The sequence below is a fragment of the Planococcus sp. TJ-307 genome (assembly GCF_058268435.1).
In genome coordinates, this window is sequence record NZ_JBZDOJ010000001.1 from 29,184 (window position 1) to 52,060 (window position 22,877).

The following is a 22,877-nucleotide window of genomic DNA, read 5'->3' on the forward strand; positions in this document are numbered from 1 at the left end:
TGATGAACGAAGCAATTGATCGCGTCCCCCCACACAACCATGAAGCCGAACAATCGGTCATTGGCGCCATCTTTTTAGAACCGCCTTCTCTTATCACAGTTGCTGAAATTGTGATGGCAGAAGATTTTTACCGGATTGCCCACCAAAAGATTTTCCAGACGATGCTGAATCTGTCAGATCACGGAAAAGCGATAGATGTGGTAACCGTGACAGAAGAGCTTTCTGTCAAAAAAGAATTGGAAGACGTCGGCGGTTTATCCTACTTAACAGAAATCGCCAACGCCGTGCCAACGGCAGCAAACGTAGCGCATTATGCCCACATTGTGGAAGAAAAAGCGCTGCTGCGCCGGCTTATCCGGGTAGCGACAACGATTGTGGAAGATGGCTTTACCCGTGAAGACGAAGTGGAAGCATTGCTTTCGGAAGCGGAAAAGAAAATGATGGAAGTATCGAGCCGGAAAAAAGCCGGTGACTTTACCCACATCAAAGATGTCTTAGTCAAGACTTATGACAACATCGAACTGCTGCATACCCGCAAAGGGGACGTTACAGGCATCCCTACAGGCTTCCGTGACTTAGATAAGATAACAGCAGGGTTTCAGCGCAACGACCTCATCATCGTGGCTGCACGGCCTTCTGTTGGTAAGACGGCTTTTGCTTTGAACGTGGCGCAAAACGTCGCGACGAAAACCGATGAGAACGTCGCCATCTTCAGTTTGGAGATGGGTGCTGAGCAGCTGGTAATGCGTATGCTTTGTGCTGAAGGCAATATTGATGCGCAGGTGCTGCGTACCGGGGCTTTACAGAACGAAGACTGGCGCAAGCTGACGATGGCAATGGGCAGTTTGTCGAATGCCGGTATTTTCATCGATGATACACCGGGGATCCGGGTCAACGATATCCGCGCCAAATGCCGCCGCCTGAAACAGGAATACGGCCTTGGCATGATCATGATCGATTACCTTCAGTTGATCGCGGGACCCGGTAAATCCGGTGAAAACCGCCAGCAGGAAGTATCGGATATTTCCCGTTCTTTGAAAGGTCTGGCGCGTGAGTTAGAAGTGCCGGTCATCGCTTTGTCTCAGCTGTCCCGTGGAGTGGAGCAGCGGCAGGACAAGCGGCCGATGATGTCGGATTTGCGTGAATCCGGAAGTATTGAGCAGGATGCTGATATTGTATCCTTCCTGTACCGCGAAGATTATTACGACAAAGAAACCGAAGACCAAAATATGATTGAAATCATCATTGCCAAACAGCGTAACGGCCCGACCGGTACGGTAAAACTGGCATTTGTGAAAGAATACAATAAATTTGTCACCATTGACTGGAGCGAACATGAATCCGGCGGAGACTTTTAAACACGAACATTAAATGTGGTAACACATTTGGATGTTCGTGTTTTCTTCTGTTTTGTGTTGACGATTGGCCGTTCTATTGGTACAATAAACACTGTTTGAGACAGGGCATATGCCTAACGGAGGTGCGGACGATGACATCAGTCGTAGTAGTAGGAACGCAATGGGGAGACGAAGGAAAAGGGAAGATCACTGATTTTCTATCTGAACATGCAGAAGTAATTGCACGTTACCAAGGCGGGAACAACGCTGGACATACCATTATTTTTGGTGGAGAAACGTACAAATTGCATTTGATTCCTTCAGGGATTTTTTATAAAGATAAAACATCGGTTATCGGAAACGGCATGGTCGTGGATCCGAAAGCGCTTGTGAAAGAATTAAAAGGCCTGCATGACCGTGGAGTGACAACGGAGAATTTGCGCATTTCCAACCGTGCACACGTCTTGTTGCCATATCACATCAAGCAGGACGAAGTGGAAGAAGAGCGCCGCGGAGTAAATAAAATCGGAACAACAGGCAAAGGCATCGGCCCTGCTTATATGGACAAAGCAGCACGTGTCGGAATTCGCATGGCGGATTTGTTGGATCATGTTGTGTTCGAAGAAAAACTGCGTATGAACTTAAAAGAGAAAAACCGTCTGTTCGAGAAGTTTTACGAAACAGAAGGATTTACTGTAGAAGAAATCATGGAAGAGTATTACGCATATGGCCAGGAAATCGCCAAATATGTAACGGACACATCAAAAGTGTTGAACGATGCCATTGACTCAGGCCTGCGGGTCCTGTTTGAAGGCGCGCAAGGTGTTATGCTCGATATCGATCAAGGGACGTATCCATTTGTTACATCTTCTAACCCGGTAGCGGGCGGAGTGACAATTGGTGCAGGTGTTGGCCCGACAACAATTCAGCATGTTATTGGTGTCTGCAAAGCCTATACGTCGCGTGTTGGCGACGGACCGTTCCCGACAGAATTGCATGACGAAGTGGGTCAACAGATTCGCGAAGTCGGCAAAGAATACGGAACCACCACTGGACGCCCACGCCGCATCGGCTGGTTTGACAGCGTGGTAGTGCGCCATGCACGCCGTGTCAGCGGTTTGACGGATTTGACGGTTAACTCGATTGACGTGTTGACAGGCCTTGAAACGGTGAAGATTTGTACAGCTTACCGCTACCAGGGAGAACTGATCACCGAGTACCCAGCAAACCTGCGTATGCTGGATGAGTGCGAACCGGTTTATGAAGAACTTCCAGGCTGGTCGGAAGATGTGACAAGCTGCAAATCATTGGATGAACTTCCTGCAAACGCGCGCCATTACTTGGAGCGCATCTCTCAATTAACAGGCGTTCAGATTTCGATTTTTTCAGTCGGTCCTGACCGCAACCAAACGAATATTGTAACGAGTGTGTGGAGATAATTTTTAATAGCAGTAGATGAATCGGATTAATTGATTTGCTGGGGTTGCTATTCCGCATAACAACTCCGCTTTCCTGCGGACTTGCGCCGAACTAACTCGGCCTAAACGTCCGAGTGGATTTCGGCACTGCGTTATTCCGCGGGAGTCTCCGTTGTTATGCTCCATAGCTAAGTGATTAATGGTCTAAAGAGCAAATTCTACAATTCATCGTTACCATTTTTATTAAGCAGTCGCCTTTGGCGGCTGTTTTTTTGCCGTTCACTTTTTAGAGAATAAAAGAGGAAGAAAGAGATGGATAAGGTCTGTATGACAAAGAAAAGGCTGTGGTGTAACACAGCGCTTGTATGGCCTGCTTGGGTTTCCGGGAGTGCCCAAGGTGCACAGCCGCTGAATAGGTGCGAAACGGCCTAAAGAATGATAAAGTATAGGGTAGTAAAGAGTGTTCAATGGACAAAATAGGGTGTACGTGGAAAGAAAAAAAGGGGAGAAAAATGATGAGTAAAACAATATTGGTTGTAGACGATGAGAAGCCGATTGCAGACATTCTGCAGTTTAACTTAAAAAAAGAAGGATTTAATGTAGTGTGTGCATATGATGGAGACGAAGCAATCAAGATTGCGGGGGAAATTCAGCCAGACTTGATGCTGTTGGATATTATGCTGCCAAACCGTGACGGCATGGAAGTGTGCCGCGAAATTCGCAAAAAGTTTGATTTTCCAATTATCATGCTAACGGCAAAAGACTCGGAAATTGACAAGGTTCTGGGCCTTGAATTGGGTGCAGATGATTACGTCACAAAGCCTTTTTCGACACGTGAATTAATCGCGCGCGTAAAAGCGAATTTGCGCCGCCAAAATATCGCACCCGCAGAAGACGAAGGACAAAATTCAAACGACATTCAGGTCGGTTCTTTGACGATTCAACCGGACGCCTATCTTGTGCTAAAGCGTGAGGAAACCATCGAATTGACGCACCGTGAATTCGAATTGCTTCACTACCTCGGCAAGCACATCGGCCAAGTCATGACCCGCGAGCACTTGCTGCAGACGGTGTGGGGCTATGATTACTTTGGCGACGTTCGGACCGTGGATGTGACCATCCGACGCTTGCGTGAGAAAATTGAAGACAACCCGAGTCATCCTGCGTGGATCGTGACACGCCGTGGTGTCGGGTATTATTTGCGAAATCCTGAGCAGGAGTAATTGAATGTCAAAAGTTAATTTTTTAAAATCGATACACGTAAAATTTGTGTTAATTTACATTTTGCTGATTCTTTTGGCTATGCAGATTATTGGTCTTTATTTTGCCCAGCAGCTGGAAGAAACACTGAAAGGGAACTTTGAGAGTTCCATTAGAGACCGAATGGAAATTATCGAATTCAGTGTCCGTGAAGAAATGATCAAAGAGCGGACAGATGAAGATTTGACGCTCGAGCAGACGCTGCGAACGGTTTTATACGGTTTCCAGTCCGACGATCTCATTGAAATACGAGTCGTCGATACGCGCTACAGCATTCTGGCCTCATCAGACATCGAGAGCCAGTCGTTGGTTGGGCAACGTTCGACCACTGATTTGGTGCGGCGCTCTATTGTCGGCGAAACCGAGCTGGAGCAAACGTTTGTTGATGAAGAAAGCGATGAGCGGATTTGGGTGCGGACTCAACCAATCATTGCCGCAGGTGGAGAGATTCTCGGGACTTTATATGTCGTGGCAGAAGTTGAAAATGTCTACGATCAAATGGACGATATCAACTCGATTCTTGCAGTGGGTACCGCGATTTCTCTGGTCATAACCGCAATTCTTGGGATTTTAGTCGCGCAGACCATTTCGCGGCCGATTGCGGATATGCGGAGGCAAGCACAGGCGATGGCCAAAGGGAATTTTTCGCGTAAAGTACGGGTTTACAGTGACGACGAAATCGGTCAGCTTGCCCGTGCCTTTAACCATTTGACAAACAGGCTGCAAGAATCCCAGCAGTCAACGGAAAGCGAACGCCGCAAATTGGCATCGGTTCTTTCCAATATGACAGATGGCGTTTTGTCGACGGATAGACGGGGACGCATCATTTTAATCAATGATCCTGCGCTGCAATTGCTGAATGTTTCACGTGAAACGGTGATTAACCGGCCAGTAACCAGCGTCCTGGGGCTGGAGGAAGAATACACCTTTGAAGATTTGATCGATATGAAAGAAGCAGTGACACTTGATTTTAGTTCGTATGAACAAAGCACCTTATTGCGGACGACGTTTTCAGTCATCCAAAAAGAAACAGGATTTGTTAACGGACTGATTGCGGTTCTGCATGACAACACAGAGCAGGAAAAAATTGATATTGAACGCCGCGAATTTGTAGCCAATGTATCGCATGAATTACGAACGCCGCTCACGACGATGCGCAGTTATTTGGAAGCATTGGCTGATGGGGCATGGCAGGATCCGAATCTTGCGCCGAACTTCCTGAACGTGACGCAAACAGAAACCGAACGGATGATCCGGCTCGTTAATGATTTGCTGAAATTGTCGAAAATGGATTCGAGTGAGACGGAATTGAGCAAGGAAATGGTCGAGTTTACTGTCTTTTTCAATCGCATCATTGACCGGTTTGAAATGTCGAAATCGCACAAGGTTCACTTTGATCGGCATTTGCCGAAGGACCAGTATTTTGTGGAAATCGATCCTGATAAACTGACCCAGGTAATCGACAACATCATCTCCAATGCCTTGAAATATTCTCCAGAAGGCGGCAAAGTCCGCTTTGACATGACAGTGGAGGAAGGTTTCCTTCTGATTCAGATCAGTGATGAAGGAATGGGAATCCCGAAAGAAAATGTGGACCGCATTTTTGACCGCTTTTACCGTGTTGACCGAGCGCGTTCGCGTGAAATGGGCGGAACCGGTTTAGGGCTGGCTATTTCAAAAGAAATGATTAACGCCCATGGCGGCGTCATTTGGGCAGAAAGCAAATACGGAAAAGGCACAACCATCTTCTTCACGCTGCCTTTCGAGATGGATGATGGAGGAGGTGAGTGGGATTGAAATATGTAGAGCAAATCAAATCAGGTGCTTTATTTCTACTGATCTTACTTAGTCTGGCATTGACGTTCACGATCTGGACGTTCACTCCTTCTCACGAAACCATTGAGCCGCCGACTACTGTCGATGAGCCAATCGCAGACACTAAAAATACAGAAGAAATTGTACGTCCGGTAAAATTGCTGTTCCATAATGAGGAAGACGTTACGGGAACTACTGATCAAGGAAATGTCCAACTGTTGCTCGATGCACTGGAGCAATGGCAAATTGAGGATGTCCGATTGGTACAGGAAGAAACGACTCCTGATACGATGGAATCTTATATGCATAGCTCGAACCGGGCAGTTGTCTACTATCCGGGTCTCGTCCCGTTTCCGGTATTTGACACAATGACGAACATTAACGACACAGCAATTCCTGAATCGTCTTTTGACCGAATCGTCATCGAATGGGATGCACCCGCTAACGATCGACCGGCCCTTTACTTTATCAATACGGTATCCGGCGGAATCTATAAAGCGGCAATTCCTTCTGAAAGCTTAAGACAATTCCAGGCGGATATCTTAGCCGAGGCTGCAGAATACGAAACTTATATCACAAATGAATCAATCGGTGCCTTGCCCGTCTATGTGACAGAAGGTGAAGTTGAGAAATCGAGTGTTGATTATTTGCCTGAGGACACATCGACTTCACAATTTGCGGAAGCCTTATTGGATGGACCGGCATTGGAATTGTCTGCTGATTTAACGACTCAAGAATATACAGGTAATTCTGGTGCGTTTATAAGAGAAAATCCTAACACGAAAAGCATCAGGTATATTCAACCTAGAGCCGAAACGTCCGATCCAGCAATTCCATCCGATTTATTGTTCGATTCTCTTAGCTACGTTAATGGGCATGGCGGCTGGACAGATCGATACATTTACACCGGCATGAACTCAGTCAGACAGCAGATCGAGTATCAGATGTATGTAGCCGATTTCCCGGTTTTCAGCTCGACAACTGCGACGTCCCTGGATCTTACCTGGGGAATAGACGAAGGGGAAGAGCAGGCTTATAGCTACAACCGGCCGGCCTATCAATTGGACTCTGAAGTGGAGAGAAGTATGACAGTGCTTGCCTCAGGCGAGGAAGTGTTAAACACCCTCACCCAAATCAATAATTTGGATTTATCCACTATCACGGATATTACTCCCGCTTACAAATTGACACGCAGTGAAGATGGGTATTTGATTACGCTCGAACCCGCCTGGTATTTTGAAGCAGATGGAATATGGACGGAAATGACGAGTGAAATGATAGGAGGACGCGAACTTGGATTGGAATAAAACCAAGACCATCTTTATTATTGTCTTTTCTATTTTGAATGTCTTTTTGTACTCCTTGTATTTGAATCGCTATACAGAAGCCGAAAATTTAGAGGAACTTGCGGAATCCTCGGTGGACGACAAAATGGATCTTGATAACATTACCTATTCGAAACTTCCTGAAGAAGTGGAAAGCATGCCTTATATTCGCGGCGAAACAAAAGTTTTCACCACGAACGATGCACCTGCCAGAAACGTTCAGGCCAGTGTTCAAGATAGCAAAAAGTTGCAGGTCGCTTATCGAGAACCTGTTTCGCCCACAGGAGAAGCGGAAAGTGCAGATGCTTTAAATGCGTTCGTTGAAGAAACGGTCCATGAAGGTGCTGCCTACAAACTATGGGAAATTGACGAAGAACAAAACAAAGCCGTGTATTTCCAAACCTTTGATAGCGACATGCTATACTACAGCGAAGATGGAAAAGTAACCGTGTATTGGAACAATGATGGAGATATTGTTCGCTACGAACAAACGATGTTCACGGACATTATTGAAAACCAGGAACCAAAGGAATTGGTATCAGCCATCAAAGCGATTCACACGCTTTACCAAAAAAATGAACTGGAACGCGATTCCGCTATCAACAAAGCTGAATTGGGCTATTCCGTCCATGTACAAGTATCGGAAAATCGTCAAATGTTTGTCCCAACCTGGCACATTCAAGCAGAACTTGCAGATGGCAGCCGTGAAGATTATTTTATCAATGCCGTCAAAGATGGTGTGATTGAATTGAATGAAGAGGAAGAAGTAGAAGAAGCAGAAGAAGCAGTAGAGTAAGGAGATTTTTGCTATGCAATTCAGTGTATTAGCCAGCGGCTCGAGCGGCAACGCCACTTATATCGAAAACGGGGAGCATTCTTTCCTGGTCGATGCGGGACTTAGCGGCCGCAAGATGGAAGAGCTGTTTGCGGCCATTGGCAAAAAAATGAGCGATTTGGATGGCATTCTGGTCACTCATGAACATAGCGACCACATTAAAGGGCTTGGCATCGTGGCACGCAAGCACAAAGTGCCGATTTATGCCAATGCCAAAACGTGGACCGCAATGGACGGGTTGGTCGGAGCGATTCCGCTGGAACAGCGATTCCATTTTGATATGGACACCGTAAAGACCTTTGGTTCGCTTGATATCGAATCATTTGCAGTGTCACACGATGCCGCCGATCCAATGTTCTATGTCTTTCATGCGGGAGGACGGAAGTTGTCGTTGATTACGGATACGGGCTATGTCAGCGACCGGATGAAAGGTGTTATCCAGGCTTCAGATTCCTATGTGTTCGAAAGCAACCACGATGTGGGCATGCTGCAGATGGGGCGTTATCCGTGGTCTGTCAAACGCCGAATTTTGAGCGACGTTGGCCACGTTTCAAACGAAGATGCGGCAGTGGCAATGAGCGAAGTGCTCGCTGAAAAGCCGACGCGCATTTACTTGTCGCATTTGAGTAAAGACAACAACATGAAGGACCTCGCGCGCATGAGCGTCGAGCAAACTTTGCAGTCAAAAGGCATCATTGTCGGAGAATACATCAACCTTCTCGACACGGATCCCAATGTGCCAACCAAATTGATTGTAGTGTAACCAACAGCCGAAAGCGAATTCGCTTCCGGCTGTTTTTTATTGGAGAGTAGAGCCGGATGTTCATTGCGATGCAGTAGCATATGTTTGCCCTTCGCCCCCTGCATTTCCATCAGTGTAGCTAACTCCAAAATCCCAGTAAGACTAGTTAAGAATAAACAGATCAAACGGCCACTATTCGACTTCTTTAAAGAAAAATGGACATATTTATACTTTTAAAAAAAGACTCCGACTCTTCCAGCTTGCTTTGTCTGATTCGAATTTCTACACTAAGATTAAACAAATAGAAGAATGAGGAAGGATGAACGCAATGGGCTATTACAATCAAACCCCACACGGCCGCCAGAGGCCAAGCCGTTTGGGTACATTTGCTGCAGGTGTAACCGGGGTAGCAGCTGGTGCTTTGTTGGTATGGTTATTGTTTTATTCGATGCCGGGGCTGATACCGGACAATGATAATGAGACACAAATTGTCCAGCAGGATACTGAGGGACGTTCCGAGTCGGTTTCGGTTGATATTACAACAGATGTGACTGAAGCGGTCGAAATTGCGGCAGATGCCGTTGTAGGCGTCACCAATTTGCAGGCAGCCGGCGATTTCTGGTCCCAGCAATCGCCTGAACAGGAGCAAGAGGCCGGCACAGGATCTGGGGTTATTTATAAAAATGACAACGGCACGGCGCATGTGGTGACCAATCATCATGTAATCGACGGCGCCAGCGGCATCGAAGTGACCTTGTCGGATGGTACTAAAGTGGAAGCGACAGTGGTCGGGAGTGACATTTGGACGGACCTCGCCGTTCTGGAAATGGATGGGGCTGATGTACAAGCTGTGGCCCAATTTGGCGACTCGGATGCTTTGAAACAAGGGGAGACGGTCATCGCGATTGGCAATCCCCTCGGCCTTGATTTTTCCGGTTCTGTGACAACTGGAGTGGTATCCGGAACCGATCGTGCCGTTCCAGTGGATTTGGACGGGGATGGCCAGGAAGATTGGCAGGCAGAAGTGCTGCAGACCGATGCCGCAATCAACCCCGGCAACAGCGGCGGGGCATTGGTCAATCTGGCAGGCCAGCTGATTGGCATCAACTCGATGAAAATTGCCACATCATCTGTGGAAGGCATCGGCTTTTCGATTCCGATCAATTCTGCAATGCCGGTCATCAGTTCGCTTGAAGCAAATGGAGAAATGATCCGGCCTTCAATGGGAATTACGCTGCTTGATTTGCTTCAAGTGCCGCGTGTCGATCGCCAAGAGACCTTAAACCTTCCTGATGACGTCACAGCGGGTGTTGTGGTCAATTCAGTGGTCGATGGGTCAGCGGCAGCGGCAGCCGGTATGGAGCAGTTTGATGTTATTGTGGAGATGGATGGTGTTGCGATCACGGACATCATTGAGTTGCGCCAGCATTTGTATAACGAAAAGACAATTGGCGACACGATGACCGTCAGCGCTTATCGCAATGGAGAACTGATGGAGTTTGAACTGGAGCTTGTTGATAATTCAGCGTTATAGAGTAGATAGCCGGCCTGTGTAGAATTTCGATTCTATGCGGGCTTTTTTGTTTCGGGTTATTAATTCGTCGGCTATCTAATACTCCGCAAATCAGCTCCGCTTTCCTGCGGGCGAGCGCCAAGCCTCCTCGGTCGCTCTGCTCCCTGTGGGGTCTCGGCTGTCTCGCTATTCCGCGGGAGTCTCCGCTGATTTGCTCCGTATTTTATGTGGAGATTTAAAGAAAAGAAGCCTATTTATAATTTCGGCATATTTTATTATGATTCACAAACTAAATGAGTAATTTTGAGCCAAAAATCCTGAGTTCTACTAATATACTATTCAAATATGTAAATCTGAGGAACCACTTCCAGCATGCAATGTTCGGAAAAGGAGAAAAGAGCGTGTGGATAACTTTTTTGATGTAAATTTATTATTAACAATCCATAGACCCATAAAAGCTTCGCTATCCGTAGCTCTTTTCTTCTGTTAAAATGGGTTGTGGATAAAAGAGAACGAAATGTGTATAACTGTGTGGAATATTCGGAAATCGAAAGAGGTGGAAAAAATGGAGATCAAATGCTGTAAAACCCATGTGGAGCATGCCTTAGACATGTTTGTAGCTGAGACGAAAAGCTATCCTATACTTACAGAATTATCAGAAATAGAAAAGTTATCCACAAGATGTGCCTACTGTGAAGAGGCTGCAACGTATCTTGTGGCAAACGCCTGATCGGGCACAAGATGTAGAAATGACTGTGGATATGTGTATAACATTTGTGGGTAACTTGTTTGTAAATTTATTGTGAAGGGGGATAACATGTGAATATCTCAATTGTCAGTGTCGGGAAGCTAAAAGAGAAATATTTAAAATCCGGGATTGAAGAGTACACAAAACGTCTCGGAAGCTATACAAAAATAAATGAAATTGAAGTAGCCGATGAAAAAGCGCCAGAGCAATTGAGCGAGGCGGACATGGAAATCGTCAAAAAGAAGGAAGCCGAGCGGATTCTGGCAAAAATTTCACCAGATGCCTATGTTATTGCGTTGGCGATCGACGGAAAAATGAAAACCTCCGAACAGCTGGCAAAAGACATCGAATCGCTAATGACCTACGGCCGCAGCAAAATTGTTTTTGTGATTGGCGGATCGTTGGGGCTGCATGATGAAGTGTTAAAAAGGGCGGATGAGAAATTGTCCTTTTCGAAAATGACGTTTCCGCATCAATTGATGAGGTTGATTTTGGTGGAGCAGGTGTATCGGGCTTTTAGGATTATGAAGGGTGAGCCTTATCATAAGTAAGTGAGGTATAAATATCTGCAAGAAAATTTAAAAAATCTCATTCAATTATACTTTAAATAAAGGGGTGTTTTTTTGAAAAAAGATTGGCATGAATTATGGGAACTGTATAGTAATCCAGATATTAAAGATTTTAAGATGGATAAAAAGGCTGGAAAGTTTGTGAATCCGGCTATGCCAATAAAAGAAAAGTCAACTAGTAGTGACATGTATATATATAGTTTAACCGTAGGGCACTTATGGCTTATTAACCTAATTAATAAACACGGTTTCGGTGACTTTATAAAAGAAATGATAGTACTTGCACAGGCCTCGAAATGTAATATGTTGGAATGGAATATTGATGAAAATGTAGAACAGCAAATAAAAATTTTATTAAGCAGTCATGATATTAATTTTGAACGACTAATTGTTATTGGTTTCGATTCTTTAAAATTTGAAGAAGAACTAAAATTACTAAAAGAAAAAAATCATCCATATCATACAATTAGTAGAATTTTGCATTTGCAAGAAGCAAATTTATTGCCGGAAAGTACTTTAGATTTTCAAACAACCGACATAGAACAAGAACTTATTGAAAAAAGTTCTATTATAAATGCTATTTATATAGGGATGAAAATTACTGGTCAAGTAGAAAATAATATAATTCCTACAGAAGAAACTATTCAAATTTTAAAAGAATATTCTCCTTGTATAGTCAGTCAAGAGGAACTTAGATATTACCCGAACATGTTGATTGAAAAAAATTATTTAGAAGCATTGCCTAAATTTTTCTCACATAATTGGGATTGGTTTGATGAGAATGAGCAAGTTCTATTTTCGAAACTTCTTTATAGTATAAAGGTATTAAATGAATTAAGAATGTCTTTATTTGCTGTAAATGGAATACTCGCATCTACAACTACTAGAATAGTTTTTGATAATTATTGGCAATCTAAATATTTAATAGAAAAAGGAGAAGTAACTCAATATAGAGAATTTGCTCTGGATAGAATGAGGCTCCATATTTTGAAAAGGATCGGTAAAAAAGATGTAAAAGATATAGAAGTTTTAATGCTTGCATCTCAAAATGATTTACTAGAAGCTATACCTATAAACGGGGATTATTTCAAAAAATCCGCTCGAGAATATGCAATCGAATTAGGTATTAAGGATGAATACGATAAATACTATGAATATAATAGTGAATTCATACATGCCTCTCTGACCGCTGTTTTTTCAGGAATAATGGTGGAATGTGAGAATCCAGAACATATAGCGCATTTGACTGTAGCACCCACTTCCGCTAGATATATTGATGTAATCCCCCATATTTTTAATATATTAAATAAACATATAGAATTGATTAATCAAACTCTTGGTGAAGATTTAATAGATTTTTTAAAACTAGAAGATTACTTTTTTACAGACAGAAAAAATTTTTTAGAAAGCATGGAAAAGTCGCATGAGAGATAGTTGTTAACGTCTCATTGTTACCAGCAGTGAAAATGAAATAGTTTAAGTAAATGCTATAATCATACGAAAAAAATCTGTGATTTAAGTATCTATTAAAAATGTATATAGGAAATTAAAAAGGTTAAGCTGCACTAGATTTAAGTCTAGGGCAGTTTAACCTTTTTTTAGTAAACACTTTAAATTTCTAATTTAATAAGGGCTTGATAATATAATCCTCTCCAAGATCGATTATATTTAAATCAAGATTTTTCGTCACCTCTACTATTTCTTCGGGTTTAAGTGAAGTTCCTATAATAGATTGATTATTGGTTTGTGATAAAACTTCAAAGAGTTTCCTTTGACTATTTACATCCATTTGTTGTTGACCAGGTTCATCGAATACAATTACTCCAGGATGGTTTCCGAAAAACTGCTGACTTGTCTTATAAACAGCAATTATATAGGACCAAATTAAGCGAATGTTATCACTAGCTGAAGAATCAAATTTAATGTCAAATCCGCTAACAATGGGGGTATATTTATCATGTGAAATTGTGATGTCTTTTGTATCAACACTAGAGAAGGTGAAACTTTTTAATAAACTTAAAAATTCTTTTTCGAAAAAGATTAATTTTTTCTTGTCGTGCTGTGAAAAGTAATCTTTTGGTAATTTTTCTTTCCTATCTAAGTAATTTCGCCATTCTTCTTTTAATATCTTAATCTTCTTTTCTAATTTTTCAAAGGAGTTATTTGCTTCATGTAACTTATTTAAGCGAATTTTTAACTCTACTAATTTGTTCAATTCCATTTTAGTTGGTAACTGAGGATTTTCATTTAATTCTGATTTATATAGTCTTAATTCTCTTCTAGCGTTATCAATATATTCTGAAAGCATTGCCAACTTAGATGTTTTATTTTGTATGATCTTTTGAGACTGCATTGTTCCAAATTTCAGAGTTTTAATTTGTTCTTTTATAAAAGTTATATTCTCTGATAAATCAAGTGGTTGAATATTTGTTTCTGGGGGCATAAGGGAGTCTTGAACAAGCTGATTACATGTTGGACAGATATTATGAGATAAGGTTGAGTCAATAGTGGAGCCTAATCTATAGAGTTTTTCAGCTTCTTGATTTCGTGTTAAATCTAAATCTAATTTTATTAAATTTTCATTCATCGAATATTGATTATTTTTTTCTAAGTGTAAATCCTGTCTACTAGAATTTATTTCATTTTGTAATTGTAATACTAAAAGTTCTTGTTCTTTTACTTTCTCTTCGTACTCAGTTGTTACGTCTGAGATTTTTACGACATTATAATTTTCCTTTTCTTTAATTTCACTCTCTAATTGAAATATTAGATCAACAATAGATATTAATTGTTGATTTTCGTCATAAACGTTAAAAGGTATTTCATTTAAAAGAGTAGGCTTTTCAGGTAACCATGGAATTTCAGCGTTAATAGGGACTGCTAATTCTTCTAGCTCTTGTTTCATGCTAGACCATCTACTTACAAGTAAAGCTTTCAAAATTTTTAATTCTTCACGTTCTTTCGTATTTTTGGTAACATCCATTTTTAATAGAAATTCGAATGCACGTTTAGATAAATCTCTTATGCCAAAACTTCCTGAAATAGGGGAATAAAAGCTATTCCAGCCTTTATTTTGTTCCACAAAAAATAAAGGGAAAAGTGTCTGCAAGTACAAAATCTTATCTCCACCGTCGAATGAAGGGACTTGTGGAAGTTCCCAACCTATAAAATCAGATAAAAAAGAGTGAAATCCTGCGTTTTTGGATGCAGAACCTTTCATATGGACATAAAAATCCTGTGAATTTACTTTATCTTCTTTTGATAGAAGAGCTCCAAAATGAACTCTAATTAATTTTTCATCAATGCTAGATGACTTAATCCATCTAGTAATGGTAATAATATCTCCTATATAGTTGGAAATCTCTAACTGCGCTTTAGATTCTAAGATAAAAACTTCTTTTCCTTTGTATGACAACTTGTCTTTTAATGCTGGTTTCATTGTTTTTGCATTTCTTCCACCAAGCATTTCTTCAATTCCTAAAGTGTATAGGATTGAGTTAAGAGTAGAGCTTTTCCCTTTTGTATTACTAGCTCTTAATATATTCAATCCATTTTGAAAAGGAATATCGGTGCCAAATAAACCTTCTGACGTTTCGATCGTTATTTTTAGACGATTAAATTTTATTTGGGTCATGAGGAGTACCTCTCTTTAAATAATTTAGTAATGTAAGAATCAGATAAGCTAACATTAATTATTTTTAAAAAACTTTTCTCTTTTGAAAATACCTCTTCTTGTAATATATTTTGAGCGAAAACTTCTCCCTTTTCTGTTAATGAAAATTTTCCGGTCTTATTATTAAAGGATAAAACATTCATCGCTATCCCATAATTCAAAGCTCTATTCAAAAAAGGGTCAAAGCGAATGATTGGTAAATAATTTGTTTCTTTTATCTGAAGCAGTCGCTCAGAACGGCTTTCAGTCTGCAGTCCCCAGTTAAATAACTGTAATTTTAAAAGAGATGCCGTTTGTTTTGTTGATGAAAGATATAAGACAAGAATAATTTGTGAAATTCTGTAGATAGGACGTAATTCAGGTGAGATGGGGACTTTTTTTCTACTGAATCTAATTTCTTTTATTTCATTAAAGGGTAAATCCATTACTCTAACCTCCAAAATCTAATGGGCAATCAATTAACCAGCTTGCAATTGCTTCATGACACAAATCGTTATACACTGAGAACTCAAAAACATCATGAAATTTCTCTCCCATAAGTGCTGTCTTATATTTTTCTAAAGTATTATTCAATATTTCTTTTGGCGGTAAATTAGTCAGTAGTACTTCTGTTTCTAAATGGTTTGCAATTGAGCTCTTTATTCTGACTTGTTTTTCATAGGCAGAACTATATGTCTGCTGCATATGGTTTAAGATCTCTTGACCTTTAATGTAATTTCTTATTTGTATATCAATATATTTATTTGTTCTATTATTTTTGGTTGCCTCATCAAGGTCGTGAAAAAGGCTTCCTATTTTCCTATCTAATATATTAATGGATGCTGTTTGACACTGTTTCCAATTAACAATATCTAATTGACCAGGTGTTGGGACATTGATAATTATTTTTTCATCTAAAATTTGCTTCGCTTGAATAATTTCTTTTCCATAAAACGATTCATCTTGTGCAAAAACATCAAAAGAGTCATCTAATAAATCCTTCATTGTACTATCAATTCTGTATTCAACTGCTTTTTCATGGCAGTGCCTAATTAGTTCTTTATTAGTAATTTTGGGAGTGAGAAAAATCCATTTTTTTATTTTCACTCCTTGAAGAAACTTCAGTAATTGACTTTTGAATTTTTTTAATTTTCCTAAGTCCTGAGTAATCTTATCTCTTTGATGGTTATAGAGGTTAATGGAATCATATTCTTCATCCGGGCAATAACATTGAAAAACTATTCCATCTCTTGTAAATCCCTCAATGCCTAAATCGCCATTTGTATGTGCAGTCATTTCTTGATAACCATTAACTTCATATTTCATTTTTAAAAAGGCCTGACAATGAGATTCCCAACTGTTTCCATTGTATGTGCCGAAAGGTGTAATAATCATATTTATCCTCCACGCCAAAATAAAGATTTATATTAATGAATATCACTTACAATGGTACATTAATCCTGTCATTTTAGCCATTTATCTTGAAAAAAATACCATAAATTTATATCAATAACGTAAACATTAATAAATAATGAGTAATCGTGATGTATTATTCAGTATGTATTTAAAAATCTAGATTAAATTAGTTTGAATTTTATTAGACTATTGATTTTACTTATGAATGGAATTCCGCTCTGTATAAATCACATCTAGATAGACTATAGAGATCCTTATCATAAGTGAGTGAGATTTTTGAAGGAATATGTAAAAATAAGGGATAACAGAGTTCTTGTTACGAGGGGGATGAATATGGAGCGTGATATTCGTTTGAAAATTATTGATTTGAATTGGGGTTTTAAATTACTAAAGAAATTTGAAGATAATTGGATTTATATAAAGATGGTTTTACATACTTCTAAAAACTCGAGTAATTGCGCCTATTTTAAATTTAAGCTGAAGGATTTCATACTTTTAGATGATGATATATTTCTTTATGGAAATGAAGATGAGGATAGACTGTATTTAAACAAAAGTGGAATCGTTCAAACTGAATGTTCCCCTGAAGAAGATGAAATTCTTTTTAAAATAGCGTCCTCCGAAGGAATTATAGAGGTGTTTATAAAAAAATATCTTCCTATCTTAAATGTTAGATTAGATGAGTTAACTAATCCGAGAAAAAATATAATTATTACAGAAGGACAAACAGATTGGAAACATTTAAAATATGCTTTAAAAAAGCTAAATGAAGATGGAATGTTTGAAAGCTTAGATATTGAATTTTTTGAACCTGATAAAAAAACTGAGATGGGTAACGATAAATTAAAAAAAATCCGTGATTATCATGCTTTATTAGAGAATGAATATTGTAAAATATTTATTTTTGATAGAGATGTTGATGAGATTAATAGTGAATTTGGAGATACCCAAGTATTAAACCATGGGAACAATGTATATTCTATGCTGTTACCAGTACCAGAGCATCGTAAAGACACACCATATATTAGTATCGAACATTATTATTTCGATAAGGATTTATTTAGAGAAGACAGTAATGGAAGAAGACTATATATGGTGAAAGAATTTGATAAAATAACAAAAAAGCATCTACTGATCCCTAATTTATATGCACTAAAAATAAATAAAGATTCTAGTGATATAGGTGTTTTGGATTATAAAATTATGAAGTATGAAGAACAAGAAGTGGAGTTATCTAAAGTAGCTAAAGACGGAAAAAATATTGCATTAAGTAAAAGTAGTTTTATTACACATATTGAAAATGAAGAATTTAAGGGAGTTAATGTAGCGGCATTTTCATCAGTCTTCACGTTGATTGAAGATATATTACAAGATTACACACAAAACAAAGCTGGGGAAATAAAGATAAGTGAGGGTACCTATTTAAAAAAATATCCCACAGGATTAAGTACATTATCTTTATTCGCACAGGCTTCAGAAGAATTATTAACTCTTTATAAAGGTACAAATCTAGTAGCCGTTAGTCCTGTAGTTTTAAAAAAATATAATAAATTGATATTAGAAATAGAAGCTTTGATTAATGAGGAATGGCATCGGATTACACAATTCCCTATAGATATTACTCCCTGTTTAGTGGATTTTATAATGAAGAAAAATAAGAATAGATTTAATCGTATAGAGCTTCATATGTTTAGCCCTAATAGAGAAATAAGTTCTTCAAGAGAAATCTTAAAAGATGATATCTCTGGAACAGTTCTATTAAGAGCACTAAATTTGTAAAAAATTGTTAAATAAATAAGTAGTTTGAAACTAAAAAAGTGATATAAGGTTTTTAGATTGGGTAAGTGGATTGAATGTTTTTAACGGTAGTATTTTAAGAGAGAGTTGTAACCGGTGAACACGCTTGTATATGGAGGAGGAACTTCAGATGTATTTGGAGGTTGCGGTAATTGATTATTTAAATGTAGATGGTAAACTTACTAATTTTAATATTAGTCCAAAAGATTTGAATTCTCACGTCATAGTTGAGCCATTATCTAATATTTATAGGAGTAGGAATGATTCAAATTTTTCAGTTGGTGGTACCCTAATATATAATTCTGCTCAATGTCAAATAAGGAAATTGGAAACAAACTTGCGAACCGTTGTCCAAGAACCATCATCAGATACTGTTAGCTTTCAATTTAATCATATGAATATACCATTAGGTCCATCTAACAGAGGTCACGGAGGTGTATGGAATTTTCTATTACCACCTAGATGGCGATTAAGGGATTTAAAAGTCATAAATCCATATGATAAAACATCAGAAGTTATGATTGAAAAAAAAGAATTTAGGTATACAGTATATTGGGATGAAGCAAGTAGCACTCAAATGGTAGAAATGGAATTGAAGTCAAGAAGGGGTAGCTTCTCTTTCGAAGTAATAGGAATAATGTCACTTATTGATACAGATGAACAAGGAGTTAATTATGTACAATCGAATATTACTAATTATGCCGTTGAGAGATTAGAAAATATACGAATTATGGATAGTGAAGGACAAATGATGTTATCTTCTCAGTTGGCCGAAAAAGCCAAATGGCTCGAATTGAAACCGAACATTGCAGGTATTGGTTTGAATATAAATGCAATTCTTGAAAGTATAGACTCTTTTAGGAATAAGATAACTGGTCGCAGAAGTTGATTCTACAAGTTAATATAAAACATAAAAACCGCACTTAGATACATCACGGAGAACCGTACCATAAATAAAGGCAAACTATTAAGGGACTCTAATAGGTCCCTTTTATATCTCTATTAGCTGAAATACAGCTTATTGACCAAATATTTAGCTGCTGCTATCCGAGCGCTATCAAGTTAGGGCCAATCACAGTAGCACGAAAAAGGGGACAGGGGCTTCGTCACAAGACAAAGCCCCTGTCCCCTAAATTTATTTATTTTAATGAGTAGCCGCCATCTACGACTATTTCTGCACCGTTTATATAAGATGCTTTGTCTGAAGCTAAGAAGAGAACGACTTCTGCAATCTCATTTGGTTTTCCGTAACTTCCTCTAGGGTGTCCCTTGGATTGTTTTTCATAATTCTCTTTTCCGCCATATGCATTAATGGCTAGGTCGGTTTCTGTAGGGCCAGGGGATATGCAATTGACCCGGATTCCTTGATTCGCAAAGCGAAGTGCCGTGCTTTGGGTCATCGCAACCACTGCTGCTTTTGTCCCGCTGTAAGCTGGCAGCATCGGATTGACTTTATCGTTTCCAAGGATCGCTGCATTATTAATGATGACTCCCTTTTTTTGCTTACTCATTACGACTAAAGAATATTTCATGTAGGCGAAGATCGCTGTTTGATTGACGGCAATTAAATAATTCCAGTCATCTAGCTTTACGCGAGACAATGGCCCCATTCCTGTAGACAGAATACCGGCATTGTTGAATAGAATATCAACAGTATGCCCATCATTTTCAAGTGCTTTAAAAAAGCTTTCGATTTCTTCTACGTTTTCGTTATGGACTTGGGTAAAATGAGCCTTCCCGTCGCATTCACTCTCTACTTGAGAGCCTTTGGTACGGTCTCTTCCCGTAAAATGAACGCTAGCCCCTTCTTTGCAAAAGAAACGAACCACTTCCTTGCCAATTCCATCGGTTCCACCATTAACAATGACTACTTTGTTTTCGAACATCATAAGATCCCCTCCGACCGTCATAGTAAAGTCTGTTTAATCAGTATATAGCATTCGTATCATCGCAGGAAATCTAAGTATCCACTACTCGAGGGGACATGGGCGTTATCTTATATGAAGGATTCGACGCACACTTTTCCCTTCATTCCCTTAAAAAAAGAGCCAGGATAATTATCTCGGCTCTTTTTCATATTAAAAACATAGTATCGAAATATTTTAAGATGTTAGTATCTTGTTAAACACCTTCACACCGGCTTCCGCAACTTGCACATCATGCGGCACAGCACTTCCACTGACGCCTATAGCTCCCACTACTTTACCATCAATAATAAGAGGGATTCCTCCACCAAACACGACAAGGCGTCCGTTGTTGGTTGTGTTTAATCCAAAAAGTTCAGCTGCAGGAACCGTCGCATCCGCTAAGCTTGCTGTCGGCATTTTTAGAGCTACAGATGTCCAAGCTTTGTTTTGAGAAATGTCGATACTCGCCAACCACGCATCATCCATCCGGTGAATGGCCACTAGATTTCCGCCATCATCCACCACCGAAATAACCATGGAAATGCCAAGTTTAGTTGCTTCTTCTTCAGCACCAGCAATAATTTTTTTTGCCAATTCCAACGTAATTTTGTTCATGGGAATGAACCTCCTTGTTTTTCTATAAGCCTATAGGAAAACACGTTACTTGTTCAAATTTCCGTGGGGATCAATGACAAACTTCTTGGAAGCGCCTTGGTCAAATTCAGCATATGCTTCTGGTGCTTGGTCTAACGAGATTACCGTTGCATTTACTGCTTTGGCAATTTGCGCTCTCCCGCTTAAAATCGTCATCATTAAGTCGCGATGGTACCTCATAACTGGCGTTTGACCTGTTACAAAAGTATGTGCTTTTGCCCAGCCAAGCCCTAAGCGCACCTTCAAGGTTCCATTTTTTGCATCTTCATCGGATGCGCCAGGATCACCGGTTACATAGAGTCCGGGTATGCCAAGGCGTCCACCTGCACGAGTCACTTCCATAATGGAATTTAATACGATAGCGGGTGCTTCACCAGCTCCCTCGCCATGTCCGCTGGCTTCAAAGCCGACGCAATCAATGGCGCAGTCAACCTCCGGGACACCCAGAATTTGAGCAATTTGTTCTCCGAGATTCGCATGTTCCCGAAGGTTTACGGTTTCACAGCCGAAACTATGGGCTTGTGCAAGGCGCTCTTTGTTTAAATCCCCTACAATCACAACAGATGCACCCAATAGTTGGGCAGAGTGGGCAGCGGCTAAACCTACAGGGCCAGCCCCGGCAACATAGACAGTAGCTCCTGGTTTTACACCAGCACTCACGGCACCATGATAGCCTGTCGGAAAAATATCAGAAAGCATCGTTAAATCAAGTATTTTTTCCATCGCCTGATCTTTATCCGGAAATTTCAGCAACTGAAAGTCTGCGTAAGGGACCATGACATATTCCGATTGGCCGCCAACCCATCCGCCCATATCAACGTAGCCATAAGCAGATCCCGGACGGTCCGGGTTTACGTTCTCGCAAATATGCGTATCTTGCTCTTTGCAGCTGCGGCAGCGGCCACAGGCAATATTAAATGGTACAGACACGAGGTCTCCTTTTTTTATAAATTCAACATCCCGGCCCACTTCAATGACTTCACCGGTAATTTCATGGCCGAGGACAAGCCCTTCAGGAGCTGTCGTCCGACCCCGCACCATGTGTTGGTCGCTTCCGCAAATATTCGTGGTAACGATTTTCACAATCACGCCATGCTCACATTTCCGCCCGACATTTAACGGATTTACCCCGGGACCGTCTCTAATGATTAATTCAGGGTAACTGATGTCTTCAACGGTTACATGTCCAGCACCTCTGTATACCACTGCTCTGTTTCCTGCCATCCTTGTCATCTCCTATCCCATTTTTTCACACGTAAAATGCCAGCACCAAAGAGAGAATCAAAACGTTTTGCCAAGAAAAGAAATCTATATATTCTGTTTATTCTAAATTATAATTCTTTTTATTGGAAGAACGCACTTTTTTGTGAGAAGGTTACCAAAAGGATACTTTCAGGAATAGAAGGGAAGGAGCAGCCCAATGGATGAGTTACGGTCAGAAATAAAAAGAGAAATTGAGTGTGGCGAATTTAATTGCGAAAAAGAACTGACCTTATCGATTATTAGTGGCAAATGGAAAATCATCATTATTTACTATTTAGAAACAGAAGGTACTTTACGATTTAGTGAGATTAAACGATTGCTTCCAAAAATTACGCATAAGGTATTAACCACGCAAATTAGAGAGTTAGAAGAAGATGGGATTGTTCATCGGAAAGTATTTCCTGAAGTTCCATCGAGGGTGGAATATTCTTTAACCGATTTGGGGGAAAGCCTCATTCCAATCGTCTTGCTGATGGACGAATGGGGGAAGAAGAACATCAAACACTTTCCTATTGCAAAAAATGTGTAAGGATCTCTTCGTGGGATCCTTTTTCATTTTTAAAAGTATCAGCAAGTCCTCAGTTCATTAAGAAATGGTATTTAGGCACATTGCGAAGAATACAAAC

Annotated in this window: 20 protein-coding genes; 14 read left to right on the plus strand and 6 right to left on the minus strand. The window is 40.2% G+C overall.

Annotated elements, in window-relative coordinates:
- The first annotated feature begins 2 nt into the window (after positions 1 to 2).
- The 11 genes from dnaB (at position 3) to AC4EHK_RS00205 (ending at position 12,996) form a co-directional block, all read left to right on the plus strand.
- Entirely contained in the window at positions 3 to 1,358 is a 1,356-nt protein-coding gene (gene dnaB / locus AC4EHK_RS00155) for a replicative DNA helicase (RefSeq protein ID WP_490976778.1), read from the plus strand.
- A gap of 131 nt (positions 1,359 to 1,489) precedes the next feature.
- Positions 1,490 to 2,776 carry an adenylosuccinate synthase gene (locus tag AC4EHK_RS00160; protein ID WP_490976779.1) on the plus strand — a complete coding sequence of 429 codons (1,287 nt, stop codon included), beginning with the start codon at positions 1,490 to 1,492 and terminating at the stop codon, positions 2,774 to 2,776.
- Positions 2,777 to 3,270: 494 nt separating this feature from the next.
- On the plus strand, positions 3,271 to 3,978 hold the full coding sequence (gene yycF, locus AC4EHK_RS00165) for a response regulator YycF (RefSeq protein ID WP_142830287.1): 708 nt from the start codon (positions 3,271 to 3,273) through the stop codon (positions 3,976 to 3,978).
- 4 nt (positions 3,979 to 3,982) lie between these two features.
- On the plus strand, positions 3,983 to 5,812 hold the full coding sequence (gene walK / locus AC4EHK_RS00170; protein WP_490976780.1) for a cell wall metabolism sensor histidine kinase WalK: 1,830 nt from the start codon (positions 3,983 to 3,985) through the stop codon (positions 5,810 to 5,812).
- Positions 5,803 to 7,137 carry a YycH family regulatory protein gene (locus AC4EHK_RS00175; RefSeq protein WP_490976781.1) on the plus strand — a complete coding sequence of 445 codons (1,335 nt, stop codon included), beginning with the start codon at positions 5,803 to 5,805 and terminating at the stop codon, positions 7,135 to 7,137. The genes walK and AC4EHK_RS00175 overlap by 10 nt, the downstream gene beginning before the upstream one ends.
- Positions 7,124 to 7,951 (plus strand): two-component system regulatory protein YycI, encoded by an 828-nt coding sequence (locus AC4EHK_RS00180; RefSeq protein WP_490976782.1) that lies wholly within the window; start codon positions 7,124 to 7,126, stop codon positions 7,949 to 7,951. The genes AC4EHK_RS00175 and AC4EHK_RS00180 overlap by 14 nt, the downstream gene beginning before the upstream one ends.
- A 13-nt stretch (positions 7,952 to 7,964) precedes the next feature.
- Positions 7,965 to 8,753: an MBL fold metallo-hydrolase gene (locus tag AC4EHK_RS00185; RefSeq protein ID WP_490976783.1), complete on the plus strand. Its 789-nt coding sequence runs from the start codon at positions 7,965 to 7,967 to the stop codon at positions 8,751 to 8,753.
- A gap of 307 nt (positions 8,754 to 9,060) precedes the next feature.
- Positions 9,061 to 10,266 carry a S1C family serine protease gene (locus AC4EHK_RS00190; protein WP_490976784.1) on the plus strand — a complete coding sequence of 402 codons (1,206 nt, stop codon included), beginning with the start codon at positions 9,061 to 9,063 and terminating at the stop codon, positions 10,264 to 10,266.
- Positions 10,267 to 10,810: 544 nt separating this feature from the next.
- Positions 10,811 to 10,975: a CxxH/CxxC protein gene (locus AC4EHK_RS00195; RefSeq protein ID WP_490976785.1), complete on the plus strand. Its 165-nt coding sequence runs from the start codon at positions 10,811 to 10,813 to the stop codon at positions 10,973 to 10,975.
- Between the two features lie 89 nt (positions 10,976 to 11,064).
- Positions 11,065 to 11,544: a 23S rRNA (pseudouridine(1915)-N(3))-methyltransferase RlmH gene (gene rlmH / locus AC4EHK_RS00200; protein WP_490976786.1), complete on the plus strand. Its 480-nt coding sequence runs from the start codon at positions 11,065 to 11,067 to the stop codon at positions 11,542 to 11,544.
- 72 nt (positions 11,545 to 11,616) lie between these two features.
- Complete coding sequence (locus AC4EHK_RS00205; RefSeq protein ID WP_490976787.1) at positions 11,617 to 12,996, plus strand: hypothetical protein; 1,380 nt, start codon at positions 11,617 to 11,619, stop codon at positions 12,994 to 12,996.
- A 184-nt stretch (positions 12,997 to 13,180) separates the two neighbouring features.
- On the opposite strand, the gene AC4EHK_RS00210 is transcribed toward AC4EHK_RS00205, so the two are convergent.
- Genes AC4EHK_RS00210 through AC4EHK_RS00220 form a run of 3 tightly spaced genes read right to left on the minus strand, consistent with a single transcriptional unit; the run spans position 13,181 to position 16,609 of the window.
- Entirely contained in the window at positions 13,181 to 15,196 is a 2,016-nt protein-coding gene (locus tag AC4EHK_RS00210; protein ID WP_490976788.1) for a hypothetical protein, read from the minus strand.
- Complete coding sequence (locus tag AC4EHK_RS00215; protein WP_490976789.1) at positions 15,193 to 15,660, minus strand: hypothetical protein; 468 nt, start codon at positions 15,658 to 15,660, stop codon at positions 15,193 to 15,195. The genes AC4EHK_RS00210 and AC4EHK_RS00215 overlap by 4 nt, the downstream gene beginning before the upstream one ends.
- A 4-nt stretch (positions 15,661 to 15,664) precedes the next feature.
- Positions 15,665 to 16,609 carry a hypothetical protein gene (locus tag AC4EHK_RS00220; protein ID WP_490976790.1) on the minus strand — a complete coding sequence of 315 codons (945 nt, stop codon included), beginning with the start codon at positions 16,607 to 16,609 and terminating at the stop codon, positions 15,665 to 15,667.
- Between the two features lie 354 nt (positions 16,610 to 16,963).
- Between AC4EHK_RS00220 and AC4EHK_RS00225 the strand changes: the two genes are divergently transcribed.
- Positions 16,964 to 18,409 carry a hypothetical protein gene (locus tag AC4EHK_RS00225; RefSeq protein WP_490976791.1) on the plus strand — a complete coding sequence of 482 codons (1,446 nt, stop codon included), beginning with the start codon at positions 16,964 to 16,966 and terminating at the stop codon, positions 18,407 to 18,409.
- Between the two features lie 148 nt (positions 18,410 to 18,557).
- A complete protein-coding gene (locus AC4EHK_RS00230) occupies positions 18,558 to 19,316 on the plus strand; it encodes a hypothetical protein (RefSeq protein WP_490976792.1) in 759 nt (252 codons plus the stop codon).
- A 250-nt stretch (positions 19,317 to 19,566) separates the two neighbouring features.
- On the opposite strand, the gene AC4EHK_RS00235 is transcribed toward AC4EHK_RS00230, so the two are convergent.
- The 3 genes from AC4EHK_RS00235 to fdhA form a co-directional block, all read right to left on the minus strand.
- Positions 19,567 to 20,316, minus strand: a complete 750-nt coding sequence (locus tag AC4EHK_RS00235) for an SDR family NAD(P)-dependent oxidoreductase (RefSeq protein WP_490976793.1) — start codon at positions 20,314 to 20,316, stop codon at positions 19,567 to 19,569.
- A gap of 213 nt (positions 20,317 to 20,529) precedes the next feature.
- A complete protein-coding gene (locus AC4EHK_RS00240) occupies positions 20,530 to 20,949 on the minus strand; it encodes a GlcG/HbpS family heme-binding protein (RefSeq protein WP_490976794.1) in 420 nt (139 codons plus the stop codon).
- Positions 20,950 to 20,994: 45 nt separating this feature from the next.
- The gene (gene fdhA / locus AC4EHK_RS00245) at positions 20,995 to 22,212 is read right to left on the minus strand and encodes a formaldehyde dehydrogenase, glutathione-independent (protein WP_490976795.1); all 1,218 of its coding nucleotides are present in this window, start codon (positions 22,210 to 22,212) and stop codon (positions 20,995 to 20,997) included.
- 196 nt (positions 22,213 to 22,408) lie between these two features.
- On the opposite strand from fdhA, the gene AC4EHK_RS00250 reads away from it, so the two are divergent.
- Positions 22,409 to 22,780: a winged helix-turn-helix transcriptional regulator gene (locus AC4EHK_RS00250; RefSeq protein ID WP_490976796.1), complete on the plus strand. Its 372-nt coding sequence runs from the start codon at positions 22,409 to 22,411 to the stop codon at positions 22,778 to 22,780.
- The last annotated feature ends 97 nt before the right edge of the window (positions 22,781 to 22,877 follow it).